At 70.5% G+C, this 24,822-nt stretch carries 21 protein-coding genes; 9 read left to right on the top strand and 12 right to left on the bottom strand.

Features of this window, described 5'->3' with window-relative positions; genetic code table 11:
* Positions 1-243: 243 nt before the first annotated feature.
* From H9640_RS11090 to H9640_RS11075, 4 genes are all read right to left on the bottom strand, one after another.
* A complete protein-coding gene (locus H9640_RS11090; RefSeq protein WP_191790779.1) occupies positions 244-2,109 on the bottom strand; it encodes an anthranilate synthase family protein in 1,866 nt (621 codons plus the stop codon).
* Positions 2,099-2,767, bottom strand: a complete 669-nt coding sequence (locus H9640_RS11085) for an isochorismatase family protein (protein WP_191790778.1) — start codon at positions 2,765-2,767, stop codon at positions 2,099-2,101. Before H9640_RS11085 ends, H9640_RS11090 begins: the two co-directional genes overlap by 11 nt.
* Positions 2,764-3,954: a 3-deoxy-7-phosphoheptulonate synthase gene (locus H9640_RS11080; protein ID WP_191790777.1), complete on the bottom strand. Its 1,191-nt coding sequence runs from the start codon at positions 3,952-3,954 to the stop codon at positions 2,764-2,766. The genes H9640_RS11085 and H9640_RS11080 overlap by 4 nt, the downstream gene beginning before the upstream one ends.
* Positions 3,955-4,138: 184 nt before the next feature.
* Positions 4,139-5,608: an MFS transporter gene (locus H9640_RS11075; RefSeq protein WP_318243743.1), complete on the bottom strand. Its 1,470-nt coding sequence runs from the start codon at positions 5,606-5,608 to the stop codon at positions 4,139-4,141.
* Positions 5,609-5,843: 235 nt separating this feature from the next.
* Between H9640_RS11075 and H9640_RS11070 the strand changes: the two genes are divergently transcribed.
* Both H9640_RS11070 and H9640_RS11065 read left to right on the top strand, forming a co-directional pair.
* Positions 5,844-6,788, top strand: a complete 945-nt coding sequence (locus tag H9640_RS11070; RefSeq protein WP_191790775.1) for a helix-turn-helix transcriptional regulator — start codon at positions 5,844-5,846, stop codon at positions 6,786-6,788.
* An 84-nt stretch (positions 6,789-6,872) separates the two neighbouring features.
* Complete coding sequence (locus tag H9640_RS11065) at positions 6,873-10,199, top strand: thioester reductase domain-containing protein (protein ID WP_191790774.1); 3,327 nt, start codon at positions 6,873-6,875, stop codon at positions 10,197-10,199.
* Positions 10,200-10,304: 105 nt separating this feature from the next.
* Here H9640_RS11065 and H9640_RS11060 read toward each other — a convergent pair whose 3' ends face one another.
* Together H9640_RS11060 and H9640_RS11055 are read right to left on the bottom strand one after the other, a co-directional pair.
* Positions 10,305-10,799: a phosphoribosyltransferase gene (locus H9640_RS11060; RefSeq protein WP_191790773.1), complete on the bottom strand. Its 495-nt coding sequence runs from the start codon at positions 10,797-10,799 to the stop codon at positions 10,305-10,307.
* Between the two features lie 150 nt (positions 10,800-10,949).
* Entirely contained in the window at positions 10,950-11,900 is a 951-nt protein-coding gene (locus tag H9640_RS11055) for an FKBP-type peptidyl-prolyl cis-trans isomerase (RefSeq protein WP_191790772.1), read from the bottom strand.
* A 136-nt stretch (positions 11,901-12,036) separates the two neighbouring features.
* On the opposite strand from H9640_RS11055, the gene H9640_RS11050 reads away from it, so the two are divergent.
* The 3 genes from H9640_RS11050 (at position 12,037) to H9640_RS11040 (ending at position 14,133) form a co-directional block, all read left to right on the top strand.
* A complete protein-coding gene (locus H9640_RS11050; protein ID WP_191790771.1) occupies positions 12,037-12,336 on the top strand; it encodes a hypothetical protein in 300 nt (99 codons plus the stop codon).
* 157 nt (positions 12,337-12,493) lie between these two features.
* Positions 12,494-13,342 (top strand): alpha/beta hydrolase, encoded by an 849-nt coding sequence (locus H9640_RS11045; protein ID WP_191790901.1) that lies wholly within the window; start codon positions 12,494-12,496, stop codon positions 13,340-13,342.
* Positions 13,339-14,133, top strand: a complete 795-nt coding sequence (locus tag H9640_RS11040) for an alpha/beta fold hydrolase (RefSeq protein WP_191790770.1) — start codon at positions 13,339-13,341, stop codon at positions 14,131-14,133. Before H9640_RS11045 ends, H9640_RS11040 begins: the two co-directional genes overlap by 4 nt.
* 42 nt (positions 14,134-14,175) lie before the next feature.
* Here the strand turns inward: H9640_RS11040 and H9640_RS11035 are convergent, their stop codons facing one another.
* Positions 14,176-14,712, bottom strand: a complete 537-nt coding sequence (locus tag H9640_RS11035; protein ID WP_191790769.1) for a hypothetical protein — start codon at positions 14,710-14,712, stop codon at positions 14,176-14,178.
* Positions 14,713-14,716: 4 nt separating this feature from the next.
* On the bottom strand, positions 14,717-16,114 hold the full coding sequence (locus H9640_RS11030; protein ID WP_191790768.1) for a coiled-coil domain-containing protein: 1,398 nt from the start codon (positions 16,112-16,114) through the stop codon (positions 14,717-14,719).
* 261 nt (positions 16,115-16,375) lie between these two features.
* Here H9640_RS11030 and H9640_RS11025 point away from each other — a divergent pair, with 261 nt between their 5' ends.
* Together H9640_RS11025 and H9640_RS11020 are read left to right on the top strand one after the other, a co-directional pair.
* Positions 16,376-17,590, top strand: a complete 1,215-nt coding sequence (locus H9640_RS11025) for a hypothetical protein (protein WP_191790767.1) — start codon at positions 16,376-16,378, stop codon at positions 17,588-17,590.
* Positions 17,587-18,606 (top strand): hypothetical protein, encoded by a 1,020-nt coding sequence (locus H9640_RS11020; RefSeq protein WP_191790766.1) that lies wholly within the window; start codon positions 17,587-17,589, stop codon positions 18,604-18,606. Before H9640_RS11025 ends, H9640_RS11020 begins: the two co-directional genes overlap by 4 nt.
* 92 nt (positions 18,607-18,698) lie before the next feature.
* Here the strand turns inward: H9640_RS11020 and H9640_RS11015 are convergent, their stop codons facing one another.
* From H9640_RS11015 to H9640_RS11000, 4 genes are read right to left on the bottom strand one after another with little or no spacing between them, the layout of a single operon-like run.
* Positions 18,699-18,965 (bottom strand): YHS domain-containing protein, encoded by a 267-nt coding sequence (locus H9640_RS11015; RefSeq protein WP_191790765.1) that lies wholly within the window; start codon positions 18,963-18,965, stop codon positions 18,699-18,701.
* 53 nt (positions 18,966-19,018) lie between these two features.
* The gene (locus H9640_RS11010; RefSeq protein ID WP_191790764.1) at positions 19,019-21,289 is read right to left on the bottom strand and encodes a heavy metal translocating P-type ATPase; all 2,271 of its coding nucleotides are present in this window, start codon (positions 21,287-21,289) and stop codon (positions 19,019-19,021) included.
* 46 nt (positions 21,290-21,335) lie between these two features.
* Positions 21,336-22,292, bottom strand: coding sequence for a heavy-metal-associated domain-containing protein (locus H9640_RS11005; protein WP_191790763.1), 957 nt, complete (start codon positions 22,290-22,292; stop codon positions 21,336-21,338).
* On the bottom strand, positions 22,289-22,495 hold the full coding sequence (locus H9640_RS11000) for a heavy-metal-associated domain-containing protein (RefSeq protein WP_030153329.1): 207 nt from the start codon (positions 22,493-22,495) through the stop codon (positions 22,289-22,291). The genes H9640_RS11005 and H9640_RS11000 overlap by 4 nt, the downstream gene beginning before the upstream one ends.
* Positions 22,496-22,782: 287 nt before the next feature.
* Here H9640_RS11000 and H9640_RS10995 point away from each other — a divergent pair, with 287 nt between their 5' ends.
* Together H9640_RS10995 and H9640_RS10990 are read left to right on the top strand one after the other, a co-directional pair.
* Positions 22,783-24,213, top strand: coding sequence for an MFS transporter (locus H9640_RS10995; RefSeq protein WP_191790762.1), 1,431 nt, complete (start codon positions 22,783-22,785; stop codon positions 24,211-24,213).
* A gap of 54 nt (positions 24,214-24,267) precedes the next feature.
* Entirely contained in the window at positions 24,268-24,783 is a 516-nt protein-coding gene (locus H9640_RS10990; protein ID WP_191790761.1) for a universal stress protein, read from the top strand.
* The last annotated feature ends 39 nt before the right edge of the window (positions 24,784-24,822 follow it).

The following is a 24,822-nucleotide window of genomic DNA, read 5'->3' as shown; positions in this document are numbered from 1 at the left end:
CGCCCCCCCCCCCCCCCCCCCCACCTCTCGTCGTTCATCGGCCTGACCGACCGAGGGACCGTCGCCGCAGCCCGTCCCGATCGCGGAGGGAACGACGCGATCCCGTACCACGGCGACACCAGGGCCCGCCTTCGGGGAGGCGTATGCCCGCTCGGATCACCGTTCCGTGCTCCCGTGCTCCCGTGCTCCCGTGCTCCCGTGCTCCCGTGCTCCCGTGCTCCCGTGCTCCCGTGGTCACACCGGTCAGATGACGGCAGGCCTCATGGGCGTCTGAAGATCCAGGTCGAGCCCAGCAGCTGTCTGCCAGAGCGGGGACGACGTCGGAGCCAGGAGGGATGCGACGGACCGTCGTAGCACCTTGGCTCCGTCGACGCTCAGGATGGACTCCGGGTGAAACTGCAGTCCGATGAGGCCGTCGGCTCTGATCGCGTGGACCTCGCCGGTCGTCGCGTCCGCGGCGACCTCGAGATCGTGAGCGGAGCCCGGTTCTGCGTAGGCACTGAAGGAGTTGTAGAAGCCGAGGCGCACACGCTCGCCGAAGAAGTTGATCTCCCGTTGGCTCCCCTGATTCGGCTGCGGCAGTCTTCTGACGGCGAGGCCGAGCTCCCGGCAGACGAGCTGGTGAGAGAGGCAGACGGCGAGGGTCGGGATCCGGCGTGTGACGACGGCCCATCGGGCAAGCTCGCGTGCCGCTGCGATCCGGGCATCGGCTTCGTCGTTCGGATCGCCCGGCCCAGGTCCGAGCACGAGCAGATCAGCATCGTCCAGCTGGGCCTCGGTCGGGGGGCCGGCGATCACCGACACCTGGAGCCCCATGGATCGAAGGTGGGCGGCGAGCATGCCCGTGAAGCGGTCCTCGTGGTCGATGACGACAGCCTTGGTCATCCGCAGACTCGACGACGCTCCTGCGGTGTGATTCCAGAAGTCCGCCACCTCGTCGGTCCTCTGCTCCAGGAACTCCTGCGCCAGGGCTTCGAGCGCCGTTCCGTCCAGGCGAGAGAAGGCGGCAAGCACTCCTGAGGCTTTCGCTGTGGTCTCGGCCGCCTCAAGGGTCGGATCGGAGTCTCGGACGATGGTGGATCCGATGGGGATCGAGACCTCCCCGGACTCCTCGAGGCAGGCGGTGCGGATCAGGATCGCGGAATCGAAGCTCTCGTCCCCCTGTCCGGAGACGTGGGCGAGGACGCCGCCCAGGTAGTTCCGGGCGCTGAGGTCGTTGCGTGCGGCCATACGAAACGCGGACTCCAGCGGGCTCCCCAGGATGGTCGGAGCGACGAGCGACCGGCGAATCGCTGAGGACCAGGGCAGCGAGCTGTGGCCGTGGACGAAGTACTCGGTGTGAGCGAGGCTCGACATGAAGCGCAGCCGGGGGCCGGAGATCCACGGTCGCTCGTCGCAGAGGTCCGACATGATCTTGAGCTCCTCGTCGACGACCATGTAGAGCTCGTTGCGCTCCTTCGGGTCCTGGAGGAACGCTCGCAGAGATCGCTCGTCCGGGCCTCCTCGTGGATATCGATAGGTGCCCGAGATCGGGTTCATGGTGGTGAGCCGGTCAGGGTCCCGGCGAAGGTGCATCTCCGGACTCGCGCCGATCAGGCTGTGATCGGGAAAGTGCACCAGGAATGTCCAGTAGGCGCCGGACTCGGCCTGAAGGAGCGAGCGGTAGATCGACATCTCCGTCTCCACGCTGCGGAGCGCGACCCGTCCCCGATAGGTCCGGTGCAGCACAAAGTTCGAGCCGTGTCCGGCGCGGATCTCGTTCTCCACGACGGACCGCACCCGCTGAGCGAATTCCACGTCGTCCACCTCGAAATGGCCATCGAGAAGCTCGATCGCCGACGACGTGCCCGCCTGCAGGAAGTTCTCGGCCAACATCTCCTCGTGGCCCCGCACGCGAATGGCGGACACATGCTCGCGTGCGGAACGTTCCGCGGGAGATGTTGGCCGACCGCCTCGGAGCGCCTGACGGAACGGGACGGCCAGGAGCAGCTCGCCGGTCTCGGACTGGGCCTGCTCGATGTCGTCGAACAGCACGGAATCGCCGGTGTAGTGATGCACCACGCCGTCCTTCATGATCAATGCGAACGAATCGCTGGTGCTAGTTCTCATCGGTTCGTTCCCATTCGTCGAGGGCCGTGGCGGTGGGGATCACCCGAGCGGAGGTGCGTGCGGTGTAGTCCAACGCGTTCAGATGTTGTGTCCGGTCGAAATCCGCTACGGCATCGGCGAGCACGAACGTCTCGATGTCCCTGGTGTACGCGTCCAGCGCCGTAGCGAGGACGCCGACATGCGCGTAGATGCCGCAGATCACCAGCTGATCGCGTCGCATCCCACGGATGTGCTCGTCGAGGGACGACCGCGCGAACGCCGAGTAGCGCCACTTGTCCAGGACGAGATCCTCGGGTTGCGGGGCGAGGCGGTCGATCACACGACGGTGCTCGGGCGACACCGTCATGCCTGGACCCCAGAAGTCCCTCAACAGTCCACGCTCTTCCGTCGTCATGCTCCCCGGCTGTGCGGTGTAGACGACCGGGACACCCACCCGCCGGGCCGTGGCGAGCGCGCGTTCGATGTTCTCGACGAGCCCCTTGGCCGGTTGCTGGGTGACGTCGAACCGGTCCAGGAAGTAGCGCTGCATGTCGTGCACGAGGAGCACCGACCGCGCCGCCGAGGCCCGCCATCGGACGATGGGCTCGGGGTACTCCTCGGGCCGCGGTGTCGCGTAGCGGATCGCCTGAGCCGCGTCCCAGTGGGTGTTCGTCGTCATGACCGATCTCCGATCTGCCAGTGGCCCAAGACCTCGATGGCTTGCGCCACGGTCAGTCGCGGGTCGCACAACGTGGTGTACGGGGCATGGCCGTCACGAAGATCGTGCTTGTTGGCAAGGCATTCCCGGACGTCGTCGATGGTCGTCTCCAGGTGCACGCCGCCCGCCCTCGAGTCGCTTGCTCGGGCGACGTCCTGAAACCGCCTGAGCTCCTCGGTGATCGACTCGATGTACCGCGTCTTGCGGCCGTCGGCAGCCGTCGTCGTGTTTCCGTGCATCGGATCGCTCATCCAGATCGGCTGGTGCCCTTCGCGACGGACCGCTTCCATCAGCGCCGGGAGCCGGTCGATTCCTGAACCCATTCGCGCGATCAGCATCAGCTTTCCGCTCTCGCGGTGGGGATTGAGCTTCTCCACGAGACTCAGCAGCTCGCTAGGGGAGATACCGGCGGAAACCTTGCATCCGACAGGGTTGATGATTCGCGAGGCGAGCGCGACGTGTGCGTGGTCGAGCTGATTCGTCCGCGCGCCGATCCAGATCGTGTGGGCGGACGTCAACATCACCTCGTCATGAGAAGTCAGTCTCAATTGCGGCAGCTCGTAGTCCAGCACGAGAGCCTCGTGGCTCGTCCAGACGGTGTTTCCGGCGCGGCGACGAAGCGCCATTGTGACAGCATGAGCGGATTCGCGCGCGCGTAGCAGCCGCTGCGGCTCGTGCTCGCGCGCCCGCGCAGAGGGAAAGGGATCGTTGACCAGGGGGCCGCGATAGGTCGGGACCAAGGCCCCACCGATCATCTCGTGCGTCTGTGATCGCGGTTTGCCGAATTGGCCGCCGATGCGCCCGATGCGAATGACGGGCCGTGAGCCCGCCGCGGCCAGGGCTGCGCTCATGTCGTCGATCGCTCGCGCCTTCGCTTCCACCACGACGGTGGAGGTGTCCGTCATCGGCTCGGCGCAGTCGCCGGCCTGGAGCACGACCGCCCTGCCGTCGGCGACCGCTCGGAGTCTCGCGCGAAGGTCCGTGACCTCCGACTCGGACACGATCTGGTGGCCGGCCCCGAGCGCGACGAGCGCTTGCGCGCGCGCGGGCTCGTCGCGCCAGGTCGGCTGCTGCGCCGCAGGGAGCGCGGCGACGGTGCGTCGTGCTTCGGTCGCGGCGTCGTGGACGGCGGTTGTGACAGTGGTCATTCGCGTGTCCTTCTTCTGAGGGCCGGGCAGGGCAGGGTCGGGTGGGGCGGAGTCGGGCGCGGCGGAGAACAGCAAGGCCGGCCCCAGCAACGCAGGGCAGAGGGAGCAGAGCGGGGCGGGGCAGTATCTCGACGCGCCCGAGGTGCTCGCGCGGTGGTGTCGAGGGATCTCCGGGCCGACCGCGCTACGGGGTCTGACAGACGGAGGCGTCGACGCTCTCCTGGGGAATCCAGCGGAGGGCGAGCAGTCCAAGTCCGCAACAGATCACGGCGGCGACGACGGCGACCGTGTGATAGCCGGTCAGGAAGGCGGCTTGCGCCTGCTCGTAGGCGGGCGACGCGATGCCGGGACCGTCCGCGACTTCGGCGATGCCGGTCTCGTCGCCCGGGTACGCGGCGCGGAAGACCACGGTCAGCAGCGAGCCAAGGAGGGCGATGCCCAGAGCGTTGCCGATCTCGTTGCTCGTCTCGGCGATCGCGCCAGCTGCTCCCGCTCGTGACTCGGGAACGGCGCCCACCGCGGTGTCGGCGACCAGGCTGAACGAGATGCCGAAGCCGACCCCTGCCACGATCGTCGAGGCGATGTAGAAGGTCGAGCCCGTCCCAGGGCTGGTGAAGAGGAGGAGGAACATGCCCGCCGCCATGGAGAAGTGGCAGACGGTCAGGGCGTTCCGGGCGCCGATGCGCTCGACCAGACGCGGGGTCAGCACGCTCGACAGCGTGAGGATGACCGCGCCGGGGACCGCGAGGACTGCCGCCTGCAGAACTGAGAGTCCGAGCACGGACTGCAGATAGGTCATGCTCGAGAACGCAGCGGCTGACCACACGAACAGTGAGAGGAGCCCTGTGAGGATCGCGACCGCGAAGACATGCTCCTTGAACAGGCTGACGTCGAGCAACGGCATCTCCAACCGCTTCTGGCGTCGGACGAAGACGATCAGGACGGCCGTGCCGAGGACGACCAGACCGGCGGCGGGCCAGTCGATGCCGTAGGTGGCGGCATGCTTCACCCCGTAGATCGCCAGGAGCAGTCCGGACGCCGACATGACGACGCTCGGGAGATCGATCTTCCCCGGACGTGCTCCGTGGACCTCGCGCAGGAGGACCGGGGCGGCGAGGAGGAACACGACGATGACGGGGATGTTGACCAGGAAGACCGAGCCCCACCAGAAGTGGTTGAGCAAGATGCCGCCGATGATGGGGCCGATGACGAACCCTGCGGCGAAGGTCGCCGCGAAGATGCCGATGGCTCGTGCGCGTTGCGTCGGGTTGCTGAACAGCTCACTGATCACGGCGAGACAGGAGGGCAGAAGAGTCGCTCCGCCCAGGCCCATCAGCGCCCGCGAGGCGATGAGGGCCTCGGGGGTGGGGGAGAACGCGCCGCACAGGGAGCCGACCCCGAACACGACCGCTCCGAGGACGAGCAGCTTCTTTCGGCCGAACCTGTCGCCGAGATTTCCGAAGGTGATGAGCAACGAGCCGACGGCGAATCCGTAGATGTCGAGAATCCACAAGCTCTGGTCAGACGTCGGCTGGATCGCCTCGTTGATGCTGGGCATCGCGAGGAACAGGATCGAGCCGTCCATGGCCACCACGAGGACCGGGCCCAGCGTCGCGATGAGTCCCCACCACGAACTGGCCGGCGCGGTCGTCACGTGTCTCTTCGCTGTCTGCTGATTGACGTCCATGGTCCCCATGCTTGGGGGGAATTGGTGGGGCGACAATGTCACGGTCGTGGGTACTCGCCACCGTGGTACTCCTCACGAAGGTATCCCTCGCACGTGCACCCACCAGGCCTTTCGAGCGGACGCCCCCGGCGCGCCTGGGTGCACCAGAGAGGGGTACCTTCCAGCCTGTGTGACGACCCCGCGGCGAGCTAGCCTGAGAAACATGAAAGGCGAGACGCTCGGTAGCTTTCTGAAGACGCGACGCGACAAGACCGACCCTGGTTCCATCGGCTTGGAGCCAGGGGCCGCGCCCCGCCGCGTGCCGGGGCTTCGGCGGGAGGAGCTCGCTCGCCTCGCGGGCGTCAGCGTCGGCTACTACACACGGATCGAGCAGGATCAGACGGGCACCGCGTCGTGGCAGGTCCTGGACGCGCTCGCATCTGTGATGCGGCTCGATCACGCGGAGCGCACGCACCTGCACAACCTCGCACACTCGCCCGTCCGTTCGCGAATGGTACGTGACGCTCCGGAGAAGCCCCATCAACGGGTGCTCTCGTTGTTCGAGTCGCTCGACGAGACGATGCCCGCAGTGGTGCTGGGGCGCCGTGGCGACGTTCTCGCCTGGAACCACTCCGGTCATGAGCTGCTTTTCGAGCACCTTCCTTTCGAGGCGCCGCTTGATATCCACCGCAGGCCGTCCGTCCCCTGGTCCTTCTTCTTGGACTCGTTGACGCGCGATCTCTACAGCAATTGGAATGACCTCGCCCGCATCCATGTGGCGTACCTGCGTCTCACCTCCGGCAGATATCCCAGTGACGCCCGACTGGCGGAGCTGATCGGTGAGCTGTCGATGAAGAGCGATCATTTCGCCAGCCTCTGGGCCGAAGGCGACGTCGCTGACTGCACCGTCGGCACCATGGTCCTCTCTCACCCGACGCTGGGGGCGATGGATGTCGAGTACCAGGTGTGGCTGCAACCGGAGTCTCCGGACCACCGCCTCGAGGTCTATACACCGAACGACCCCGCAACCAAAGACGCCCTGAGCCTCCTGCCCAGTCGTCTGCAGGTCACAGGCGCGCAGGACTCAGGCCAGCCGGTGCGCGGCCACGACGAGAGCGACGCGTCGGACGACAGGCGTGCATCGCCTCAGACACCCGTGGAGCAATGATCTATGCGACTCGCAGCCTTGATGACTTCCGCGTTCGAGCGTTTCGCCCAGCGTCCAGCGTTGGCGGACCGCCGGCAGATACCCATGACGAACAAGCAGATCGACCATCTGGATCACCGGCTGCTCGACTCGTACGAGACACTGACCTACGGTGAGCTCGAACGGCGAGTCCGGTCGGTCGTCGTGCAGCTCCGCACTCCGGTCGCGACCACCGCGGCGGTCGTCGGCGTTCGCGAGGGCGACCGTGTCGCGCTGCTCGGACACGCGGGCATCGACCTCACCACCGTCGACTTCGCCTGCAACCTCGCGGGCATCACCACGGTGCCGCTCCAGACCAGTGGTTCGCTGGCGCAGCACTCCGCCATCCTCGAGGAGTCGACGCCTCGACTGCTGGCGGTCTCCGTCTCGCTCCTTGATCGGGCCGCCGATCTGATCGCCGATCATCCCAGCCTGGAGCGGGTGATCGTCCTCGACTACCGTGGCGGCCAGGCGGAGCACCGCCAAGCCGTCGACGACCTGACCCGGACCGGGCGCATCGTCCCGGAGACCCTCGACCTCGACGCCATCGGAGCGGACGATGCCGCGTCGGCGCAGCGCTCCGAGGACCACCTCGCGATGCTCCTCTACACGTCCGGAAGCACCGGGGCCCCCAAGGGGGCCATGTACACGGACCGGCTCGTCGCGGAGATGTGGGGCGGAGAAGGGTGGTCGGCGTTCTTCGCCGGAGAGGTCGACATCGCGAGCTTCCACTACATGCCGATGAGTCATGTCGCCGGCCACTCCTCCGTCCGCAGCACCTTGGCGCGTGGCGGCGTGACGTACTTCGCGTCGACGACCAACCTGTCGAGCTTCTTCGACGACCTCAGCCTTGCCCGGCCCACAGAGCTGTCTCTGGTGCCACGCGTCTGTGAGCTGCTTCATCAGGAGTATCAGCGTCGTCTCCACGGCTCGAGCCCTTCTGACGATCTGGACGAGGTCGGCGTCCTCGGGGAGATGCGCGAGCGGCTCCTCGGAGGTCGTGTGCGCTGGGCAAGCTGCACGTCTGCGCCGGTCTCTGCTGAGCTCAAGAGCTTCATGGAGTCGCTGCTCCGGATCGAGCTGCACGAGCTCTACGGCACGACGGAGATCGGCGGGGTCCTGGCAGACGCGCGCTTCCTCCGTCCGCCGGTGATCGACTATCGCCTCGACGACGTCCCGGAGCTCGGGTACTTCACGTCGGATCGCCCGGATGCCCGTGGTGAGCTGCTGATCAAGAGCACCTCGACGGTGCCCGGGTACTTCAACCGCCCTGATCTCGACCGGGAGATCTTCACGGTCGACGGCTACTACCGGACCGGTGACATCGCCGCCGTCGACGCCGACGGCAACATCCGCATCATCGACCGCAAGAACGCCATCATCAAGCTCGCTCAAGGGGAGTTCGTGGCGCTGCCGTCGCTGGAGGCCACGTATGTCGCCGGGAGCCCCGCCATCCACCAGGCGTTCCTCTACGGCCGAAGCGATCAGTCGTCGACCCTCGCGGTCATCGTGCCGTCGGAGGCCACCAGGGCCGAAGCCGGGGCTGAGGGCGGCCCGACGATCCGCGCGCGAATGCTCCAGGAGCTGAGGAGGGTCGCCGCCGAGGCTCGCCTGAACTCCTACGAGATCCCCTCTGCGGTCCTGATCGAGCACGAGCCGTTCTCCGAGAGCAACGGACTCCTCTCGGACCATCGCAAGCCGATCCGACCGCGGCTGACCGAGAAGTACGAAGCCCGGCTGTCAGGGCTGTACGAGGAGTTGCGATCCGGCCGGGACGAGCTTCTTGAGTGGCTGTACGCCCACGGGGCCGAGGGGGACACCGTCACGACCGTACGCCGTGCCGTCGCCGTGTCGCTGCAGGCCGATCCCGATGACATCGACGAGACGTCGAGGTTCCGGAGCCTCGGTGGCGACTCGCTCACAGCTGTCCATCTGGCCCGGGTCCTGGAGCAGGTCTTCGGTGTCCGCGTCTCTGTCGACATGGTGGTCAGCGACTCCTACTCGCTGCGTGAGCTAGCCGACCACATCGACGTCAAGCGGGCGTCGGACCAACGTTCGGTGTCGTTCGACGAGATCCATGGCGCGGAAGCCGGACGTCTGCGAGCCACGGATCTCACGGCTCCCCGGTTCGCGTCGAGCTCGGAGAGCTCTCTCGCGGTTTCGGTGAACCCCCAGCCCCGATCGATCCTTGTCACCGGCGCGAGCGGCTACCTCGGACGCTTCCTCTGCCTCGACCTGCTGCACCGGTTCGCAGACACGGGCAGTCGTGTCGTGTGCCTCGTGCGCGCACGTGACGACGCGTCCGCCCGTGAGCGACTACGGGGCGCATTCTCCACGTCGACCGACCTGTTGGCGGAGTTCGACAGTGTCGCGACGCATCTCGACGTGATCGCGGGGGACCTCGCGGAGCCGCGACTGGGCCTCGACGAGGCCGTCTGGGGCCGGCTCGTGCGTGAGGTCGGCGATATCGTGCACGCCGGGGCGATGGTCAACCATGCGCTGCCCTACCGTGAGCTCTTCGCCGCCAACGTCAACGGCACGGCGGAGATCATCCGTTTGGCCACCACGGGCGCGCTCAAGCCCGTCACGTTCATGTCGAGCATCGCCACCGCGCTCCTGCGCGGACGCTCGTCGCCGCTGGACGAGTTCGTAGACATCCGCGAGGAGCTCCCCGAGGTCCGATCGACCGAGGGGATCGTCGACGGTTATGCGACGTCGAAGTGGGCCGGCGAGGTGCTTCTTCGTGACGCTCACGAGCGCTACGGGCTACCGGTGACCGTGTTCCGATCCAGCATGATCTTGGCGCACTCCCAGCACGGCGGACAGATCAACGTCACCGACACGTTCACGCGGCTCCTCTTCAGCGTGACTCGCACAGGTCTGGTCCCGGCCTCGTTCTACCGCCACGACGGCGGGCGCGCGCACTACGACGGCCTGCCCGTCGACTCCGTCGCGAGCGCTGTGACGACGCTGGTCCAGCGTCGCGCCTCGCGGGGCTACACGACCTACCATCTGGTGAATCCGTTCGACGACGGTATCTCGCTCGACAGGATGGTCGACTGGCTGATGGATGCCGGCGTGCCGTTGACCCGGGTCGACTCCTACGACGACTGGATGCAGCGGTTCCGGTCGGCGTTGAGCGCGCTCGACGAGGACGACAGACGCGCGTCGTTGGTGCCCCTCCTGGAGGGGCTACGGGAGCCGGACGAGCCCGCCTTCGGATCGCTCATCGCGTCGCCTCGACTCTCCAGGGCCCTCCGTGAGGCTGGCGCAGGAGAGCTCGTGGCGCCCTTGACGTTCGAGTTCCTCATGAAGTGTCTTCGAGACGTCGAGCAGGTCCTCGATCAGTCGATCCTCCCAACGACGCGCCCGACGACGCTCGCGGCGTCGTAGCGCCTCGGTGCGCGCTGCCACGTCAACGCGGGGTCGTCTCCTGTGACGGCGCGTGGCCGAGGACTGGGAGCCGGCCGGGACCGCGGTCGCCGGCCCCGGTACGGGTCAGTCGTTCGGCCTCGACATCGCACCCTCCACAGGAGGCTCGGCCGACCACGGGAACGTGATCCACAGGTCGGTCTCCTTCCAGGCGAAGTCCGGCTGGATGATCGTGCGCGGCTTGGTGTAGAGCACCGCGGAGCGGGCCTCGGTGCCGTGCTCGGCGAGCATGTCCATGACCAGGGCGAGCGTGCGGCCCGAGTCCGCGACGTCGTCGACCACGAGGACCTTGGACCCCGGGAGCTCGGACGTGTCCATGAGCGGGGGCAGGACGCGCGGGTCGGCGAGCGTCTGGCCGATGTCCGTGTAGAACTCGACGTTGAGCGTCCCCACACCCTTGGTCCCCAGCGCGTAGGCCACGGCCCCACCGGGCAGGAGCCCGCCGCGGGCGATCGCGACGACGACGTCGGGCAGGAAGCCGCCGGCCACCACCTGCTCGGCCAGCTGCCTGGACGCGGTGCCGAACAGCTCCCACGTCATGACTTCGCGCTCTGTGCTCATGGGCAGAGCCTAGGTGCTGTTCCTGGGGGGCGGCCTGCCGAGGGCCGCGCGCAGGACGGCGCGGTCCAGCACACGAGAAGGGCCGCCTCCCGCGGACGGGAGGCGGCCCTTCGGTGCTCCGACGGCTGGGCCGTCAGGAGGGCGTCCTGGTCAGGAGGCGTCGAGGACGTCGAGCACGAAGACCAGCGTCTGGCCACCCAGCGGGTTGCTGTCGCTCGCCGCCTCGCCGTAGGCGAGCGACGCGGGGACGACCAGGAGCACCTGGCTGCCGACGGTCTGTCCGGTGAGCCCCTGCTTCCAGCCCTCGATGAGGTTCGAGAGCGGGATCGTCATGGGTGTGCCGTTCTCCCACGAGGAGTCGAAGACCTTGCCGTCGAGCGTCCAGCCCGTGTAGTGCGCCGTGATCGTGCTGTCGGCCGTGACCTCGGGGCCGTCGCCCTTGATCAGGGTCTGGGTGACCAGCTCGGTCGGGGCCGCGTAACCCTCGGGGATGTCGATGCTCGGCTTGCCCGAGTCGTCGAGCGTGACGACGGGCAGGCCCTCGGCCGGGGTCACGGCCTCGCCCTCGGCCCGGGTCGGCACGTCCTTCGTGTCGACGATCTCACCGACGGTCAGGAGCGTCTGCGAACCGTCGCCGGTCGGGCCGGCGAAGAGGAAGCGGGTGCCGACCTTCTTGCCCACGACGACGTCGAGGAGCTGCGGGTAGATGTCGTCCGACAGCAGGAGCGGCTCAGGGCTGCCCTTCTCCCACGTGGACCCCGCCTTGCTGCCGTCGGTACCCAGGAAGGCGACCGACTGCATGGAGATCTGCTGGCCCTTGGTGATCGTGTCACCGTCTCCGTCGCTCAGGGAGCGGGCGACCGCGGCCGAGACCGTGAACGGCTTCTCGAACTCCACGGTGGGCTCGGCGCCGGCCTCGCCCGTGACCGTCACGGCCTCGAGCGCCGCGACGTCCTCCGCGGAGGGCGTCGGGACGTCGCTGGCGGCCGACTCGCTGGGCGAGGGGCTGGCGCCACCGTCGTTGCCGCTGGCGCAGCCGGAGAGGACCAGGGCGGTCCCCAGGGCGATCGCGACGAGGCCGCGAGAGGTACGGAGCTTCACAAGGATCCTTCGGTCGGGGGTCTCCGCGCACGACCGGGAGTGAACACGGTGCCGGGCACGGGTTGCAGGCCAGGTCACTCTAGCCGCACTCTCTGGGAGGCCGCTGGGAGAGGGCCGCAGCAGGGACAATGGACGGATGCCGTCGAAGCGTCCCTCCCGTCGTCGCCCCTGGGGAGCAGAGCCCGCGCCCCTCGACCTGGGGCGTGCCCTCGGCGGGCTGCGTTCCGAGTCGGGGTCCGACGGCGAGTGGTCGGTCCGCACCGTGCGCTCGGGGGACAAGTCCTACGTGTGCCCCGGCTGCCGTCAGACCATCCCGGCGGGCACGAGCCACGTGGTCGCGTGGGCCAACGACTCGATGTTCGGCGCGGCCTCGGCCCTCGAGGACCGCCGGCACTGGCACTCGGGATGCTGGGCGGCGCGCGAACGACGGCGCTGACCTGCGCTCGCGGAACCGCGGGCTAGGCTCGGTCGTGATGAACGCGCACCGTCCCGACCCCGCGTCCGACCGCCCCGACGAGCCCGCCGCACAGGCCGCAGACCGGTCCGCGGCTCCGGTCGCCGCCGTGCAGCCCGAGCAGCAGGCGCCCCCCGCGGTGCCCACGGCCCCCGAGGGAAAGCCGGCCGAGCACGGCGCCCCGATCCGTTCGCTCACGGTCCTGCCGGCCCGCCGTGAGGACGTCGAGCTGCACACCGCGGACGGCCTGACCCTCGTGGGCGAGCTCGCGCTCCCGGCGCACGCGGCGCCGTCGGGCACGCTGATCACGCTGCACCCGCTGCCCACGCACGGCGGCTACATGGACTCCCACGTCTACCGCAAGGCGGCGTGGCGCCTGCCGGCGCTCGCGGACCTCGCGGTGCTGCGGTTCAACACGCGCGGCACGTCGTCGCCGCGCGGGACGAGCGAGGGCACGTTCGACGGCGGCGAGGCCGAGCGCTTCGACGTCGCCGCCGCGATCGAGCTCGCCGAGTTCCACGACCTGCCGAACCGGTGGCTCGTGGGGTGGTCGTTCGGGACCGAGATCGCGCTCAAGCACGGCACCGACCCGGGCATCGAGGGCGCGATCCTGCTCTCCCCGCCCCTGCACCGTGCGACCGACGAGGACCTGGACCGGTGGGCCGCGTTCGGCAAGCCGCTCGTGGTCCTGGTCCCCGAGCTCGACGACTACCTGCGTCCCGACGAGGCCCGCCGGCGGTTCGCACGCGTGCCCCAGGCCGAGGTCATCGCCGTCGAGGGAGCCAAGCACCTGTGGGTCGGGGAGCCGTCGGTCCGTCGCGTGCTCGACGAGATCGTCGCGCACGTGCTGCCCGGGTTCCCCGTGCCGCTGCCCACGACGTGGGACGCGGCGACCGAGACCGGGACGGACACCGAGACCACCGACCAGGCCTCCTACGACGCCAGCCGTACGCACGTCCAGCCACCGACGACGGGACAGGAACCATGACCACGACCGACCGACGCCTCGCTCTCCACACCCTGCGCCACGGGCACGGCCTGCCTCTGCTCCTCGTGCACGGCTTCCCGTTCGACCACCGCATGTGGCTCGACGTCGCCGCCGCCCTGCCGGACGGTGCCACCGTCCTCGCGGTCGACCTCCCGGGCGCGGGCCAGAGCCCGCTCGGCGCCGAGCCCGCCTCGATCGAGACCGCCGCGGACGGCGTGGTCGCTGCGGCGCGAGCCGCGGGCGTCGAGCGCGCGGTCGTCGTCGGCATGTCGATGGGCGGGTACGTCGCGCTCGCGGCCGCCGAGAGGCACCCGGACTTCACGGTCGCGCTGGGCCTCGTGGACACCAAGTCCACCGCGGACACCGACGAGGCGCGCGCCAACCGCCTGCGCATCGCCGAGGCCGTCACGAGCAGCGCCACCGTCGACGCCGTGCTCGGCATGCCGGGCGCGCTCCTCGGGGCGACGAGCAAGGTCGCGCGCCCCGCGCTGACGGCTCGCCTCGAGGAGTGGATCCGTTCCCAGCGGCCCGACGGCGTCGCGTGGGCCCAGCGCGCCATGGCCGCCCGCCCGGACCGCACCGAGGTCCTGGCCCGCTTCGCGGGCCCGATCACGGTGGTCGTGGGCGAGGAGGACACCCTGACGCCCGTCGAGGCGGCCGAGCACATGGTCGACGCCGCGCGCGGCACCTCGCTCGTCCTGGTGCAGTCCGCCGGTCACATGAGCGCGGTCGAGGAACCGGCAGCGGTCGCGAACGCGCTCGGGGACCTCTGGGCGACTGCCAAGGGGTGACGTCGGGGGAGCCGGGCGGCGTCGGTCGGCCGCGGCCGCCGGTCAGCCGCGCTCGAGGACCAGCGCGACGGCGTCGGCGAGCGAGATCGACTCGCCGTCGCGGCCGCCCTTGCCGAGCACGAGCGGGGGGTCCGAGGGCGTGAGGACCGCGCCGCGCAGCCGGGCCGAGAGACCGCCGGGAACGCTGAGGACGTAGAACGCGCCGTCGGTGCCGACCGCGAGCGTCCGGTTCTTGCGCAGGTACCAGCCGAGGGTGCGGGTCCGGTACGTCGCGTCGCCCGCGTACGACCGGGCCTGGAGCGGCACGGGCGCGATGCCGCGACGCCCGGCCTCGGCGACGAACTCGCGCAGGAGGACCGCCGCCTCGGCGGACTCCTGCGCGCGGCGCCGTTCGAGCTCGGCCGCCTGGTGTGCCGCGGCCTCGGTGCGCTGGGCACGCCAGGCGGCGACGTCGTCGGGCCGGCCGGTACCGGCGGGCGGCGCGCCGGAACCGCTGCCCGTGCCCGCGACCCCCTCCGGGTGCGACGACGGCGACGACCCGGGAGCCGTGCGTCCCGTGCCGTCGCCGTCGGTCGTCATCTCGTCAGCCCTTGGTCCGCGCGGGAGCCTCGGGCTCGTCGGCCGTGCGAGCCGACTCGGCCTCGGGCTCCGCGGCCTCGACCTGCGGGAACTCCGCGGTCATGAGGTTCGCGGCACGAGCCCGCTGGGCGGGCGTGCCCGCGATCGCGGCGGGAGGGGCGGCCTTCGCCTTGGCCGCCCCGGCGTCGCTGTCGCCCAGGAGACCGCGCAGCTCGTCGAGGTACGTGTTGATCGACTCGTGCTGACGCGTGAGGTCCTCGAGCTGTCGCTGAGCGGCAGCGCGCTGCTGCTCAGCCTCCGCCTTGGCGTCCCCGACGGTCTGCTCGGCGAACTCGCGGGCCTCGGCGACCACGCGGTCGGCGTTGTGGCGCGCGGTCGCGATGACCTCCTTGACGTACTCGTCGGACTCGGTGCGGACCTTCTCGGCCTGCTCGAGCGCGGCGACCACGCGGGCCTCGGCGTCCGAGGCGTGCGCCTCGGCGGTCGCGACGAGCTTCTCGGTCTCCTCCTTGGCGACCTGGTGGCGCTGTGCGCTCTCCAGCTCGGCCTCCTCGCGCCGGCGGGCGATGTCGAGCTCGGCCTCGGCGAGGGTGGTCCGCGCCTTCTCGCGCAGCTCCTCCATCTCCGACGTCACGGCGTTCGCGGCCTCGGACGCCGCGCGCTTGGCCTCGGCGACCTGACGCTCGGCCTCGCGGCGCGTCGTCTCGCGCAGCTCGGTCGTCTCGCGCTCGGCGGCCTCGCGCATCGCGGCGGTCTCTGCCGACACCCGGGCACGCAGCTCCGCGGTCTCGCGCTCGGTCGCCACACGCAGCTCGGTCGTCTCGCGCTCCGTCTGGGCGCGCAACGTGCCCAGCTCGCGCTCGAGGCTCGAGCGACGCTCGCTCTCCTCGGTGTTCAGCGCGCTCTGGATGCGGGCGGCCTCACGCTCGGCCGAGCCCACGAACTCCTCGGCACGGCGCTGGGCGCCCACCAGCGTGCTCTCGGTCTCCGCGGCGGCGGTCGACCGGATCTCCTCGGCCTCGCGGCGCGCGTTCGACAGGAGCTCGGCGACCTCGTTCTCGGCGCGCGAGCGGATCTGGCCGCCTGCGACCTTCGCGCGGGACATGATGTCGACCGCCTGGGCGTTCGCCTGGGCCAGGATGTCCGCGGACTGCTCCTCGGCCGAGCGGAGGAGCTGCTCGATGCGGGACCCCAGGCCGGCGTACGACGGGCGGTCGGTCTCGCGGAGCTGGCGCTGGGCGTCCTGGAGGTCCGACGTGAGCTGCACGGCCCGTGCGTCAGCGGCCTCCGCTCGGTGTCGGGATTCCTCGAGGTCCTTCTCGAGCTTGGCCAGCTGGCCTTCCACCATGATGCGGTCGTAGCCGCGCATGGTGATGGGGAACAGTGTGCGTTCGTCGGACACGGGTCGACCTTCCGCCTTGGGCTGGTCCACGCCAGCATGGGTGTCGGGGGATGAGTGCCGGCGCGTCACCGGCAGCCCGACCTGTGGATCGTCCACCAGGATACGTGGCCCGGCTGTGTCCTGAATACCCGGAATGGGTACCGTCAGGGTGTCGCGAGGAGTTCGTGAAGAGTCTGCGGCGATCGTCGCCATCCGGCGAACTTTCGAATCCGGCCCACGTTCGCCTCTATTGTGGATTGTCCATGACGAAGGGAAAACTCGGTGCTTCAACGAATCCTGGCCGCCGGCCTGATCGTGCTCGGCCTGGTGGGGATCGGCACGGGGGTCGCCTCGGCGACGGTCTGGCGTGAGAGCGAGACGGTGGTCGCCTCGACCCCCGCCGACGGCTCGTCGCCGCTCGTCGTGTCCGAGCCCGGCGTCCTCGACATGGTCGCCGGCGACGTGACCGTCACCGCGAAGACCTCGGCCGACAAGCCTGTCACCCTCGTGATCGGCCGTGAGGTCGACGTCGAGGGATGGGTCGGCACGGACGCGCACACGGTCGTCACGGGCCTTGCCGACTGGGACACGCTCTCGACCCGGTCGGTCGCCGCGCCGCCCCCCGCCGAGGAGACCCCCGCGGAAGGTGAGGTCCCCGCGGAGGGTGAGGTCCCGGCGGAGGGTGAGACCGCGACGGACGAGGCGGCCGCCGCGACCCCCGTGGTCGGTGCCGACCCGGCCGGTTCTGACATGTGGTTCGCCGAGTCGGCGGGCGCGGGCGAGGTCAGCCTGCGCTGGTCCGACCGTCCGGGCCGCTGGAGCCTGCTCGCCGCCGGCACGGGTGAGGACCCTGCCGCTCCCGTCGTGACCCTGACCTGGACCCGTGAGGTCTCGACCCCGTGGCAGTGGCCGGGGATCGCCGGCGGCACGCTGCTGCTGCTGGCCGGGCTCGCGATCGGCGTCATCTCGTTCCTGAGCGGCAGGAAGGGCGGCAAGCCGTCCGGGCGCACCGCGAAGGACGAGAACGGCAAGAACGGCACGAGGACGGACGGTCGCGCCGCTCCGGCGGCGACGCCGACGAGCCCTGCCGCGAACGACCCCGCGCCGGGAGACGGCACGAGCACCGCTCGGCGCGAACCCCTGGCACAGACCGGCGCGACCGCCTCGCTCACGCGCCGCGAGCTGAGGGAGAGGGCCGAGCGGGAACGCCTCGAGGCCGAGAACGCCGCCCAGGAGGAGGCCCGTACGCGCCCCCGCAACCGTTGGCTGACCGGGCAGATCCCGATCGTGCCCGGCCGACAGAAGAACGCCACCGCAGCCCAGCCCGTCGTGCCCGCCCCGACGACCGAGCCGCAGGCCGGTGCAGACGGCGGCTCGGCCGCCCGGGCCGACGCCTGGCGCCAGGCCTGGGGCTTCAACCAGACGAAGGCCGCCCCGCCCACCTCGGGCGAGGACGACCAGACCCAGACCCCCGACTCGACCGGAGGAGACCGATGAGCAAGCGCACGACTCGCCGCTCAGCGACCCGTACGGCCGCCGTGGCAGGTGCCCTCGCCGGAGCGATCCTGCTCGCCGGCTGCGCCTCGCCCCTGCCCACCGCCAGCCCCGACCCGACACCCACCGAGGCGGTCCCCGCACTGACGGCCGACCAGATGGCCGAGGTACGCACCGCCGTCGGGGCCACGCTCGACGAGGCCGGCGCGGCCAACGACGTGGCCCCCCTCGCGAACCGGCTCGCCGGTCCGGCGCTCTCGTTGCGCACGAGCCAGCTCGCCGTCGCCGCGGTGCGCGGGAACCAGGACCTGATCACGGTCCTGCCGACCGACGTCCAGCAGGACATCATCACCACGACGGACTCCTGGCCCCGCCAGGCCTACGCCGTGACGGTCCAGCCCGAGGACCTCCAGTCGCCGCGGCTGCTCGCGTACGATCAGGCGACGGCCCGCGACCCGTACAAGCTGTGGGCCTGGGTCCGGCTGTTCCCGAGCGCGACCCTGCCAACGTTCGCGGGACCCGCGGTCGGCAGCGAGTCCGTCCCCCTGGACGACGCGTCGCTCCTCGTGACCCCGGCGGACGCGGTGGCCCAGTACGCGGACGTCCTGAACCTCGGTGCCGGCTCCGCCTACGCCGGGTCGTTCGCCGACGACCCGCTGCGCGCATGGGTCGCGAACAACGCGACCGTGCAGATGGCAGAGCTGAGCAAGGCCGCAGGGACGATGACCATGACGTTCACCCCGACGCCCGACGAGGTCCGCGCGGTACGCACGGCCGACGGCGGTGCGATGGTCATGGCCGGGCTGAGCGCTCTCGAGACACGGACCATCGAGGAGGGCGGCAAGATCGCTCCCGGTTCGGAGACCGAGAAGGCGCTCTTCGGCGCGAACGAGACGACGAACAAGCTCAACGTCGGGTACACGACCATGGTCGCGATGTACATCCCGCCCGCCGGGGCGACCACCGGCGTCCAGGTGCTCGGCATGGAGAACGTCGCCACGTCCGTCGCGACCTCCTAGCGATCCCGCCCCCGGGGCCGGCCGCGCCCGCGGTCCCCGCCCCCGGGGCCCGCGGCGCCCGCGGGCGGGCCGCGGACCCCGTGTCCACGTCGCTACGCCATGTTCGCGGCGTACTTCGCGGGGTCCGAGTCGAAGGCCGGACCGCATCCGGCGCAGCAGAAGTAGTACCGCTCGCCCTCGTGGTCCCGGTACAGGCCGGTCGCCTCGGCCGCCTTCTTGCTGACGGGGCTGCCGACCATGACCGGGCAGGTGGTCATGTCGTCGCTCGCGGCCCCGAGCAGGTTCTCGGTGCCGTCGCCCGCTCCCGCGGGGGTGGACGCACCGGTGCTGCAACAGCCGGCCTGAGGTTCGTTTGCCATCGTGAGTGGTTCCCTTCGTGCTTCCTGTGGGTGGTGGTGTGGGTTCGGGGAGGTCACGACCTGGCGACGCTCCGGAACCCGCGCAGGCGCAGGCTGTTGCCCACGACGAAGACGCTCGACAGCGCCATCGCGGCCCCTGCGAGCATGGGGTTGAGCATGCCGAGCGCCGCGACGGGGATGGCCGCGACGTTGTAGGCGAAGGCCCAGAACAGGTTGGTCTTGATCGTTCCGAGCGTCTTGCGGGACAGACGGATGGCGTCCACCGCGCTGCGCAGGTCACCGCGCACCAGGGTGATGTCGGACGCCTCGATCGCGACGTCGGCACCGGTGCCCATGGCGAGACCCAGGTCCGCCTGGGCGAGGGCCGGGGCGTCGTTGACGCCGTCGCCGATCATCGCGACGACCTTTCCCTCGCCCTGCAGACGGGTGACGACGTCGACCTTGTCCTGGGGGAGGACCTCGGCGATGACCTCGTCGATGCCCACCTCCGCGGCGATCTGCCGGGCCACGGCCTCGTTGTCACCGGTGAGGAGCACAGGGGTCAGGCCGATCGACTTGAGCTGGGCGATCGCCTCGGCGCTCGTCGGCTTGACCGTGTCGGCCACGACGAGGACGCCTCTCGCCCGACCGTCCCAGCCCACGGCGACGACCGTCTTGCCCTCCCCCTCGGCGCGCGCCTTGGTGGCCGCGAGCGCCGGGCTCAGCTCCTGGGACCACTCGGCGAGCAACGACTCGCGGCCCACCAGGACGGCGTGGCCGTCGACGACGCCCTGCACGCCCTTGCCCTCGATGTTCGCGAAGTCCTCGGGAGCGAGGAGCGTGCCGACCTCCTGCGTCGCACCCTTGGCGATAGCCTGCGCGATCGGGTGCTCCGAGGCGTCCTCGAGCGCGCCGGCGAGTCGGAGCAGCTCGGTGCGGTCCGTGCCCGGCTCCACGACCACGTCGACGAGCGTCATCTTGCCGGTCGTGACGGTGCCGGTCTTGTCCAGCACGACGGTGTCGATCTTGCGGGTGGACTCGAGCACCTCCGGGCCCTTGATGAGCACGCCCATCTGCGCGCCGCGCCCGGTGCCGACCAGGAGCGCGGTGGGCGTCGCCAGCCCCAGCGCGCAGGGGCAGGCGATCACGAGGACCGCGACCGCTGCGGTGAAGGCCGCGCTCACCGGGAAACCTGCGCCCAGCCAGCCCCCGAGCGCGGCGGCCGCGATGACGATCACGATCGGCACGAACACGCCCGAGATCCTGTCGGCCAGGCGCTGTACCTCGGCCTTGCCGGTCTGGGCGTCCTCGACGAGCCTGGCCATCTGCGCGAGCTGCGTGTCCGACCCGATCCGGGTCGCACGGACCACGAGCCGCCCGCCCGCGTTCGTCGTGGCGCCGGTGACGGTGTCTCCCGCGGAGACCTCGACCGGCACGGACTCCCCCGTGAGCATGGACTCGTCGACGGCGGACGTGCCCGTGACCACCACGCCGTCGGTGGCGATCTTCTCGCCCGGGCGGACGACGAACTCGTCACCGACCTGCAGGTCCTCGACGGGGATCTTCGTCTCGACGGCTCCGCGCAGGACAGAGACCTCCTTCGCGCCGAGCTCGAGCAGCGCGCGCAGCGCCGCACCGGCCTGCTTCTTGGAGCGCTTCTCGAAGTACCGGCCGGCAAGGATGAACATCGTGACCCCGGCACCCACCTCGAGGTAGATGTTCGCCGCGCCGTCGGAGGGCGCCAGCGCGAGCTCGAACGGGTGCGTCATGCCCGGGGTGCCCGCCGTACCGAGGAACAGCGCGTACAGCGACCACAGGAACGCCGCGGACGTGCCCATCGAGATGAGCGTGTCCATCGTCGCGGTGCCGTGCTTGAGGTTCGCCCACGCCGCCTTGTGGAACGGCCACGCCGCCCACACGATCACGGGAGCGGCCAGCGCGAGCGAGGCCCACTGCCAGTAGGTGAACTGCCACGCCGGGACCATGGCCATCGCGATGACCGGCACGGTCAGCACGATCGCGCCGACCAGCCGGTTGCGCAGCGAGGTCAGCTCGGGGTCCTCGCCCTCTCCCCCGCCGGAGGACGCACCGTCCTTCTTCGCGCCCCGGGGCACGGGCAGCGCGGCGGTGTACCCGGTCTTCTCGACCTCGGCGATCAGCAGCGCCGGGTCGTACCCGTCCGGGACCGTCACCTTGGCCTTCTCGGTCGCGTAGTTCACGGTCGCGACCACGCCGTCGAGCTTGTTCAGCTTCTTCTCGATCCGCATGGCGCAGGAGGCGCAGGTCATGCCGCCGATCTCCAGCTCGACGCCTGTGATCACGCCCGGAGGCGCTGATGTGCTCATGTGCAGTTCCTTCTCTCGGCTGGTGGGAAAGGGCCCGACCTCTCGGTCAGTGCCCCTCCGGGTGCGATCCGCCCTCGGGGTCCGTGGGGTCGGCGCCAGGAGCGGCGTCGAGCACGAGCTCGGCGGTGTGGACCTGGCCGTCGACCTGGAAGTCCAGGTACAGCAGGTAGCGGCCCGCGGTCGGGGCCTCGGCGGCGAAGGCGATGTCCGGCCCGGTCGTCTGCCCGGCCTCCGGGTCCGCGCCCTCGGCGTGGACGTGCAGGTAGGCGAGGTCGCCGTCTCGCAGGGCGACGAGGTGGCCGAACGCTCCCAGGTACGGCTCCAGGACCGTGACGGGCTCGCCGTCGCGGGTGACCGTGAAGGTGAGGTCGCTCGAGGTGCCTGCCACCAGCTCGCCGTCGACGGTCACGGTGTAGCCGCCGACCTGGGCGGTCCGGGTCGGCTGCTGCTCGACGGGCACGAGGTCCCCGGCCACCTGGACCGTGCGGGTCACCGTGCGGGCGGACTCGTCCGCGCCCGTCGGCGTGAAGTCGGCGAAGACGCGATAGCTGCCGGCCGCCGCCCACTCCCACGGCGTCGACCAGGTGCCCGATGCCTCGTCCAGGACGGGGTGGACGTGCCGGAACCGGCTGCCGTCCGACCGGACGACGATCAGGTGCAGGTCCTTCTCGTGCGCGGTCGTGTACTCCGTCACCGGGGTGCCTGCGTGGTCCTGGACCTGGAAGCTCAGCTCCCCGGGATCGCCGACCCCGGCGGGCGCGTCGACGGTCGACAGCGCGTATCCGTCGACGTCGAGCGCGAGTCCCTTCACCCCGCTCGCGGCACCGCCCGCCGCTCCGGTGCTCGCCGCACCGTGCTCTTCCCCGTGCTCGTTCATCTCGCTCCCTTCGGTCCAGCCGACGACGGCGCTCTCGGGCACGACGGCCCCGGCGACGCCGTACGCGCCCCCGAAGGCCACCACGAGCCCGAGGCCGTAGAGGGTCAGTCGTGCGCCCGTCCTCATGCGGACCGCACCGCCGAGTAGCCGGCCTCCTCGACGGCGGCCAGGACCTGCGCGTCGTCGACGGGGCCCGTCACCACGAGCCGTCCCGTCTGCGCGCTGACCTGGATGTCCTCGACCCCGGCGACCTGTCCGACCTCCTCGCGGATCGACAGCTCGCAGTGCCCGCACGTCATGCCCGTCACCTGGTACTCGTTCGTGGCCATGGCGGAGCCTTCCTCTCGTGAGATCCGATACCCCTACCGGGTATCTCTCTCTCGAACATATACCCCGAGGGGGTATCCCGCAAGCACGGGTCCCCGGTCGGGGCGAGGGGTCGGGCGAAGCGCGCGGAGTGTCGGCCAGGCGTGACGGCGAATACCCCTACGGGGTACTAGTCCGCAGCGCGCCCCAAGGCGCGCCAACGACTTCGGGGAGTGTTGACACCCATACCCCCCATGGGTATACCTTTGCCGACGCCGGGCCTGCCGGCCGTCCCTCAGGAGGAGATCTCATGTCTACCCATCCACCCCTGTCGCCGGCGAAGCGGTGGCTCGGCCTCGCGCTCATCGCCACGGCGCAGTTCGTCGTCATCATGGACACGTCGATCATCGGCGTCGCCCTGCCCGACATCCAGCGCGACCTCGGCTTCACGCCCGAGTCCCTGTCCTGGGTGTTCAACGCCTACGTGGTCGCCTTCGGCGGCCTGCTCCTGCTGGGAGGTCGCCTCGCCGACGTCTTCGGTGCACGCAAGATCTTCGTGCTCGGCTGGCTCGTGCTGATCGTCGGGTCGGTCCTCGCGGGAGCCGCGAGCACCATCGGGCTCGAGATCGCCGGCCGTGCGATCCAAGGGGCGGGATCGGCGATGATCGCGCCCGCCGCACTGACCCTGCTGATGATGCTCTTCGGCGGCACGCGCGACCTGCCGAAGGCCTTCGCCGTCTACGGCGCGGCCGCACCCGTCGGAGGCAGCGCGGGAGTCTTCCTCGGCGGAGTCCTCACCGAGTACGCGAGCTGGCCCTGGGTCTTCTACGTCACCGTCCCGATCGCGCTCCTCGTGCTCGCATTCACCTCGTCGACGCTCCCGCGCACCGAGAAGAAGGCGTCGGGGTCGATCGACGTCGCGGGTGCACTCACCGTGACGGCCGGGCTCGCGGCCGTCGTCTACGCGGTCGTCAACGCCCCGGAGGTCGGTTGGCTCACGCTGCCCACCCTCGGCGCCCTGGCCGCCGGCGTCGTCCTGCTCGCGATCTTCTTCGTCATCCAGGCACGCAGCCGCAACCCTCTGCTCCGCCTCGGTCTGCTGCGCGCGCCGCTGCTCGGCGCCGCGAACGGTGCCCAGCTCCTGCTCGGTGCCGCGTGGGTCTCGATGTGGTTCTTCCTGAACCTGTACCTGCAGCAGGTCCTCGGGGCGAGCGCCTTCGCCGCCGGCGCCGCGCTCCTGCCGATGACCGGGCTCGTCGTCCTCGTCATGCTCGCCCTGGCTCCCCGGCTCCAGGAGAGGTTCGGCGCGAAGTCCCTCATCGTGTCGGGCCTCCTGCTGCTCGCGGCCGGGCTCGTCTGGCTCTCGTTCGTCCGCCCTGACGGCAGCTACGCCGTCGACGTCCTGCCCGCCTCGCTCCTGGCCGCGCTCGGCATGTCCCTCGCGTTCGTCCCCTCGCTCGGCACGGCCATCAACGCCGCACCGGCGGCCGAGACGGGCGTGGCGTCGGGTCTCGTGAGCACGAGCTACCAGATCGGGTCCGCGCTCGGGCTCGCGGCGCTCACGGCCATCGTCTACGTCGTGTCCGGCACCGGTCCCTCGCGGGTCGAGCTCACGCAGGGCTACTCGGCCGCGTTCGTCGGGGCGGGGATCCTCGCCCTGGTCGGAGCGATCGTGACCGCCGTCGCGATGTCGAGGCCCCGGGTCCCCGCCGCCGCGACGGACGCGTCGATCGGCCGCTAGCCGCACGCACCCCGGTCCGACCAGTCCCCTCACCACCACCCGAAGGGAAACACCATGCCCACCCCCCGCCTGCTCATCGCCTACGACGGGTCGCCCAACGCGCACAGCGCGATGCAGACCGTCGCCGAGCTCTTCCCCGGCGCCACCGCGGTGCTGCTCTACGCCCGCCAGCCCATGGAGGGCTTCGCGGCCCATCTCGAGGGCCACCCGGCGCTCGAGCAGCTCCAAGGTCTCGACGCCGCAGCCCTCGACGTGTCGGAGCGGATCGCCTCCGACGGCGCACAGGTCGCCCGAGACCTCGGGCTGGTCGCCGAGCCCCACGTGTCCTCGACGATGGCCACGGCTGCCGAGGCCATCGTCGAGGCCGCCGAGGAGCTCGACGTCGACATGATCGTGCTCGGCTCCCGCGGCCGGCGCGGCCTCAGGGCGACCCTGCTCGGCAGCACCTCGGCCAGCGTCCTGCACCACGCCACCCGCCCGACGCTGGTCATCCCCTCGGACGCGGTAGCGCTGGCTCGCCGCAGCAGCCGGGTCCCGTCGGACGGCCGGGCCGCGTCGGACGCCGGCTGACAGCTCCTCGGCGACGGGGCCGGGTCCGCCGGGCAGGAG

Source organism: Oerskovia gallyi (assembly GCF_014836745.1).
In the GTDB taxonomy this organism is placed as follows: domain Bacteria; phylum Actinomycetota; class Actinomycetes; order Actinomycetales; family Cellulomonadaceae; genus Oerskovia; species Oerskovia paurometabola.
The sequence above is the reverse complement of the archived record's forward strand: the minus strand, read 5'-3'. Positions and strand labels throughout refer to the sequence as shown.

Excerpts from the sequence above, each read along its gene's own strand:
- H9640_RS11040 (WP_191790770.1), top strand. The coding sequence starts at position 13,339 with ATGACCACGACCGACCGACGCCTCGCTCTCCACACCCTGCGCCACGGG.
- H9640_RS11000 (WP_030153329.1), bottom strand. The coding sequence starts at position 22,495 with ATGGCCACGAACGAGTACCAGGTGACGGGCATGACGTGCGGGCACTGC.
- H9640_RS11015 (WP_191790765.1), bottom strand. The coding sequence starts at position 18,965 with ATGGCAAACGAACCTCAGGCCGGCTGTTGCAGCACCGGTGCGTCCACC.
- H9640_RS11065 (WP_191790774.1), top strand. The coding sequence starts at position 6,873 with ATGACGAACAAGCAGATCGACCATCTGGATCACCGGCTGCTCGACTCG.
- H9640_RS11020 (WP_191790766.1), top strand. The coding sequence starts at position 17,587 with ATGAGCAAGCGCACGACTCGCCGCTCAGCGACCCGTACGGCCGCCGTG.
- H9640_RS11090 (WP_191790779.1), bottom strand. The coding sequence starts at position 2,109 with ATGAGAACTAGCACCAGCGATTCGTTCGCATTGATCATGAAGGACGGC.
- H9640_RS10990 (WP_191790761.1), top strand. The coding sequence starts at position 24,268 with ATGCCCACCCCCCGCCTGCTCATCGCCTACGACGGGTCGCCCAACGCG.
- H9640_RS11085 (WP_191790778.1), bottom strand. The coding sequence starts at position 2,767 with ATGACGACGAACACCCACTGGGACGCGGCTCAGGCGATCCGCTACGCG.
- H9640_RS11035 (WP_191790769.1), bottom strand. The coding sequence starts at position 14,712 with ATGACGACCGACGGCGACGGCACGGGACGCACGGCTCCCGGGTCGTCG.
- H9640_RS11080 (WP_191790777.1), bottom strand. The coding sequence starts at position 3,954 with ATGACCACTGTCACAACCGCCGTCCACGACGCCGCGACCGAAGCACGA.
- H9640_RS10995 (WP_191790762.1), top strand. The coding sequence starts at position 22,783 with ATGTCTACCCATCCACCCCTGTCGCCGGCGAAGCGGTGGCTCGGCCTC.
- H9640_RS11060 (WP_191790773.1), bottom strand. The coding sequence starts at position 10,799 with ATGAGCACAGAGCGCGAAGTCATGACGTGGGAGCTGTTCGGCACCGCG.
- H9640_RS11005 (WP_191790763.1), bottom strand. The coding sequence starts at position 22,292 with ATGAGGACGGGCGCACGACTGACCCTCTACGGCCTCGGGCTCGTGGTG.
- H9640_RS11010 (WP_191790764.1), bottom strand. The coding sequence starts at position 21,289 with ATGAGCACATCAGCGCCTCCGGGCGTGATCACAGGCGTCGAGCTGGAG.
- H9640_RS11050 (WP_191790771.1), top strand. The coding sequence starts at position 12,037 with ATGCCGTCGAAGCGTCCCTCCCGTCGTCGCCCCTGGGGAGCAGAGCCC.
- H9640_RS11070 (WP_191790775.1), top strand. The coding sequence starts at position 5,844 with ATGAAAGGCGAGACGCTCGGTAGCTTTCTGAAGACGCGACGCGACAAG.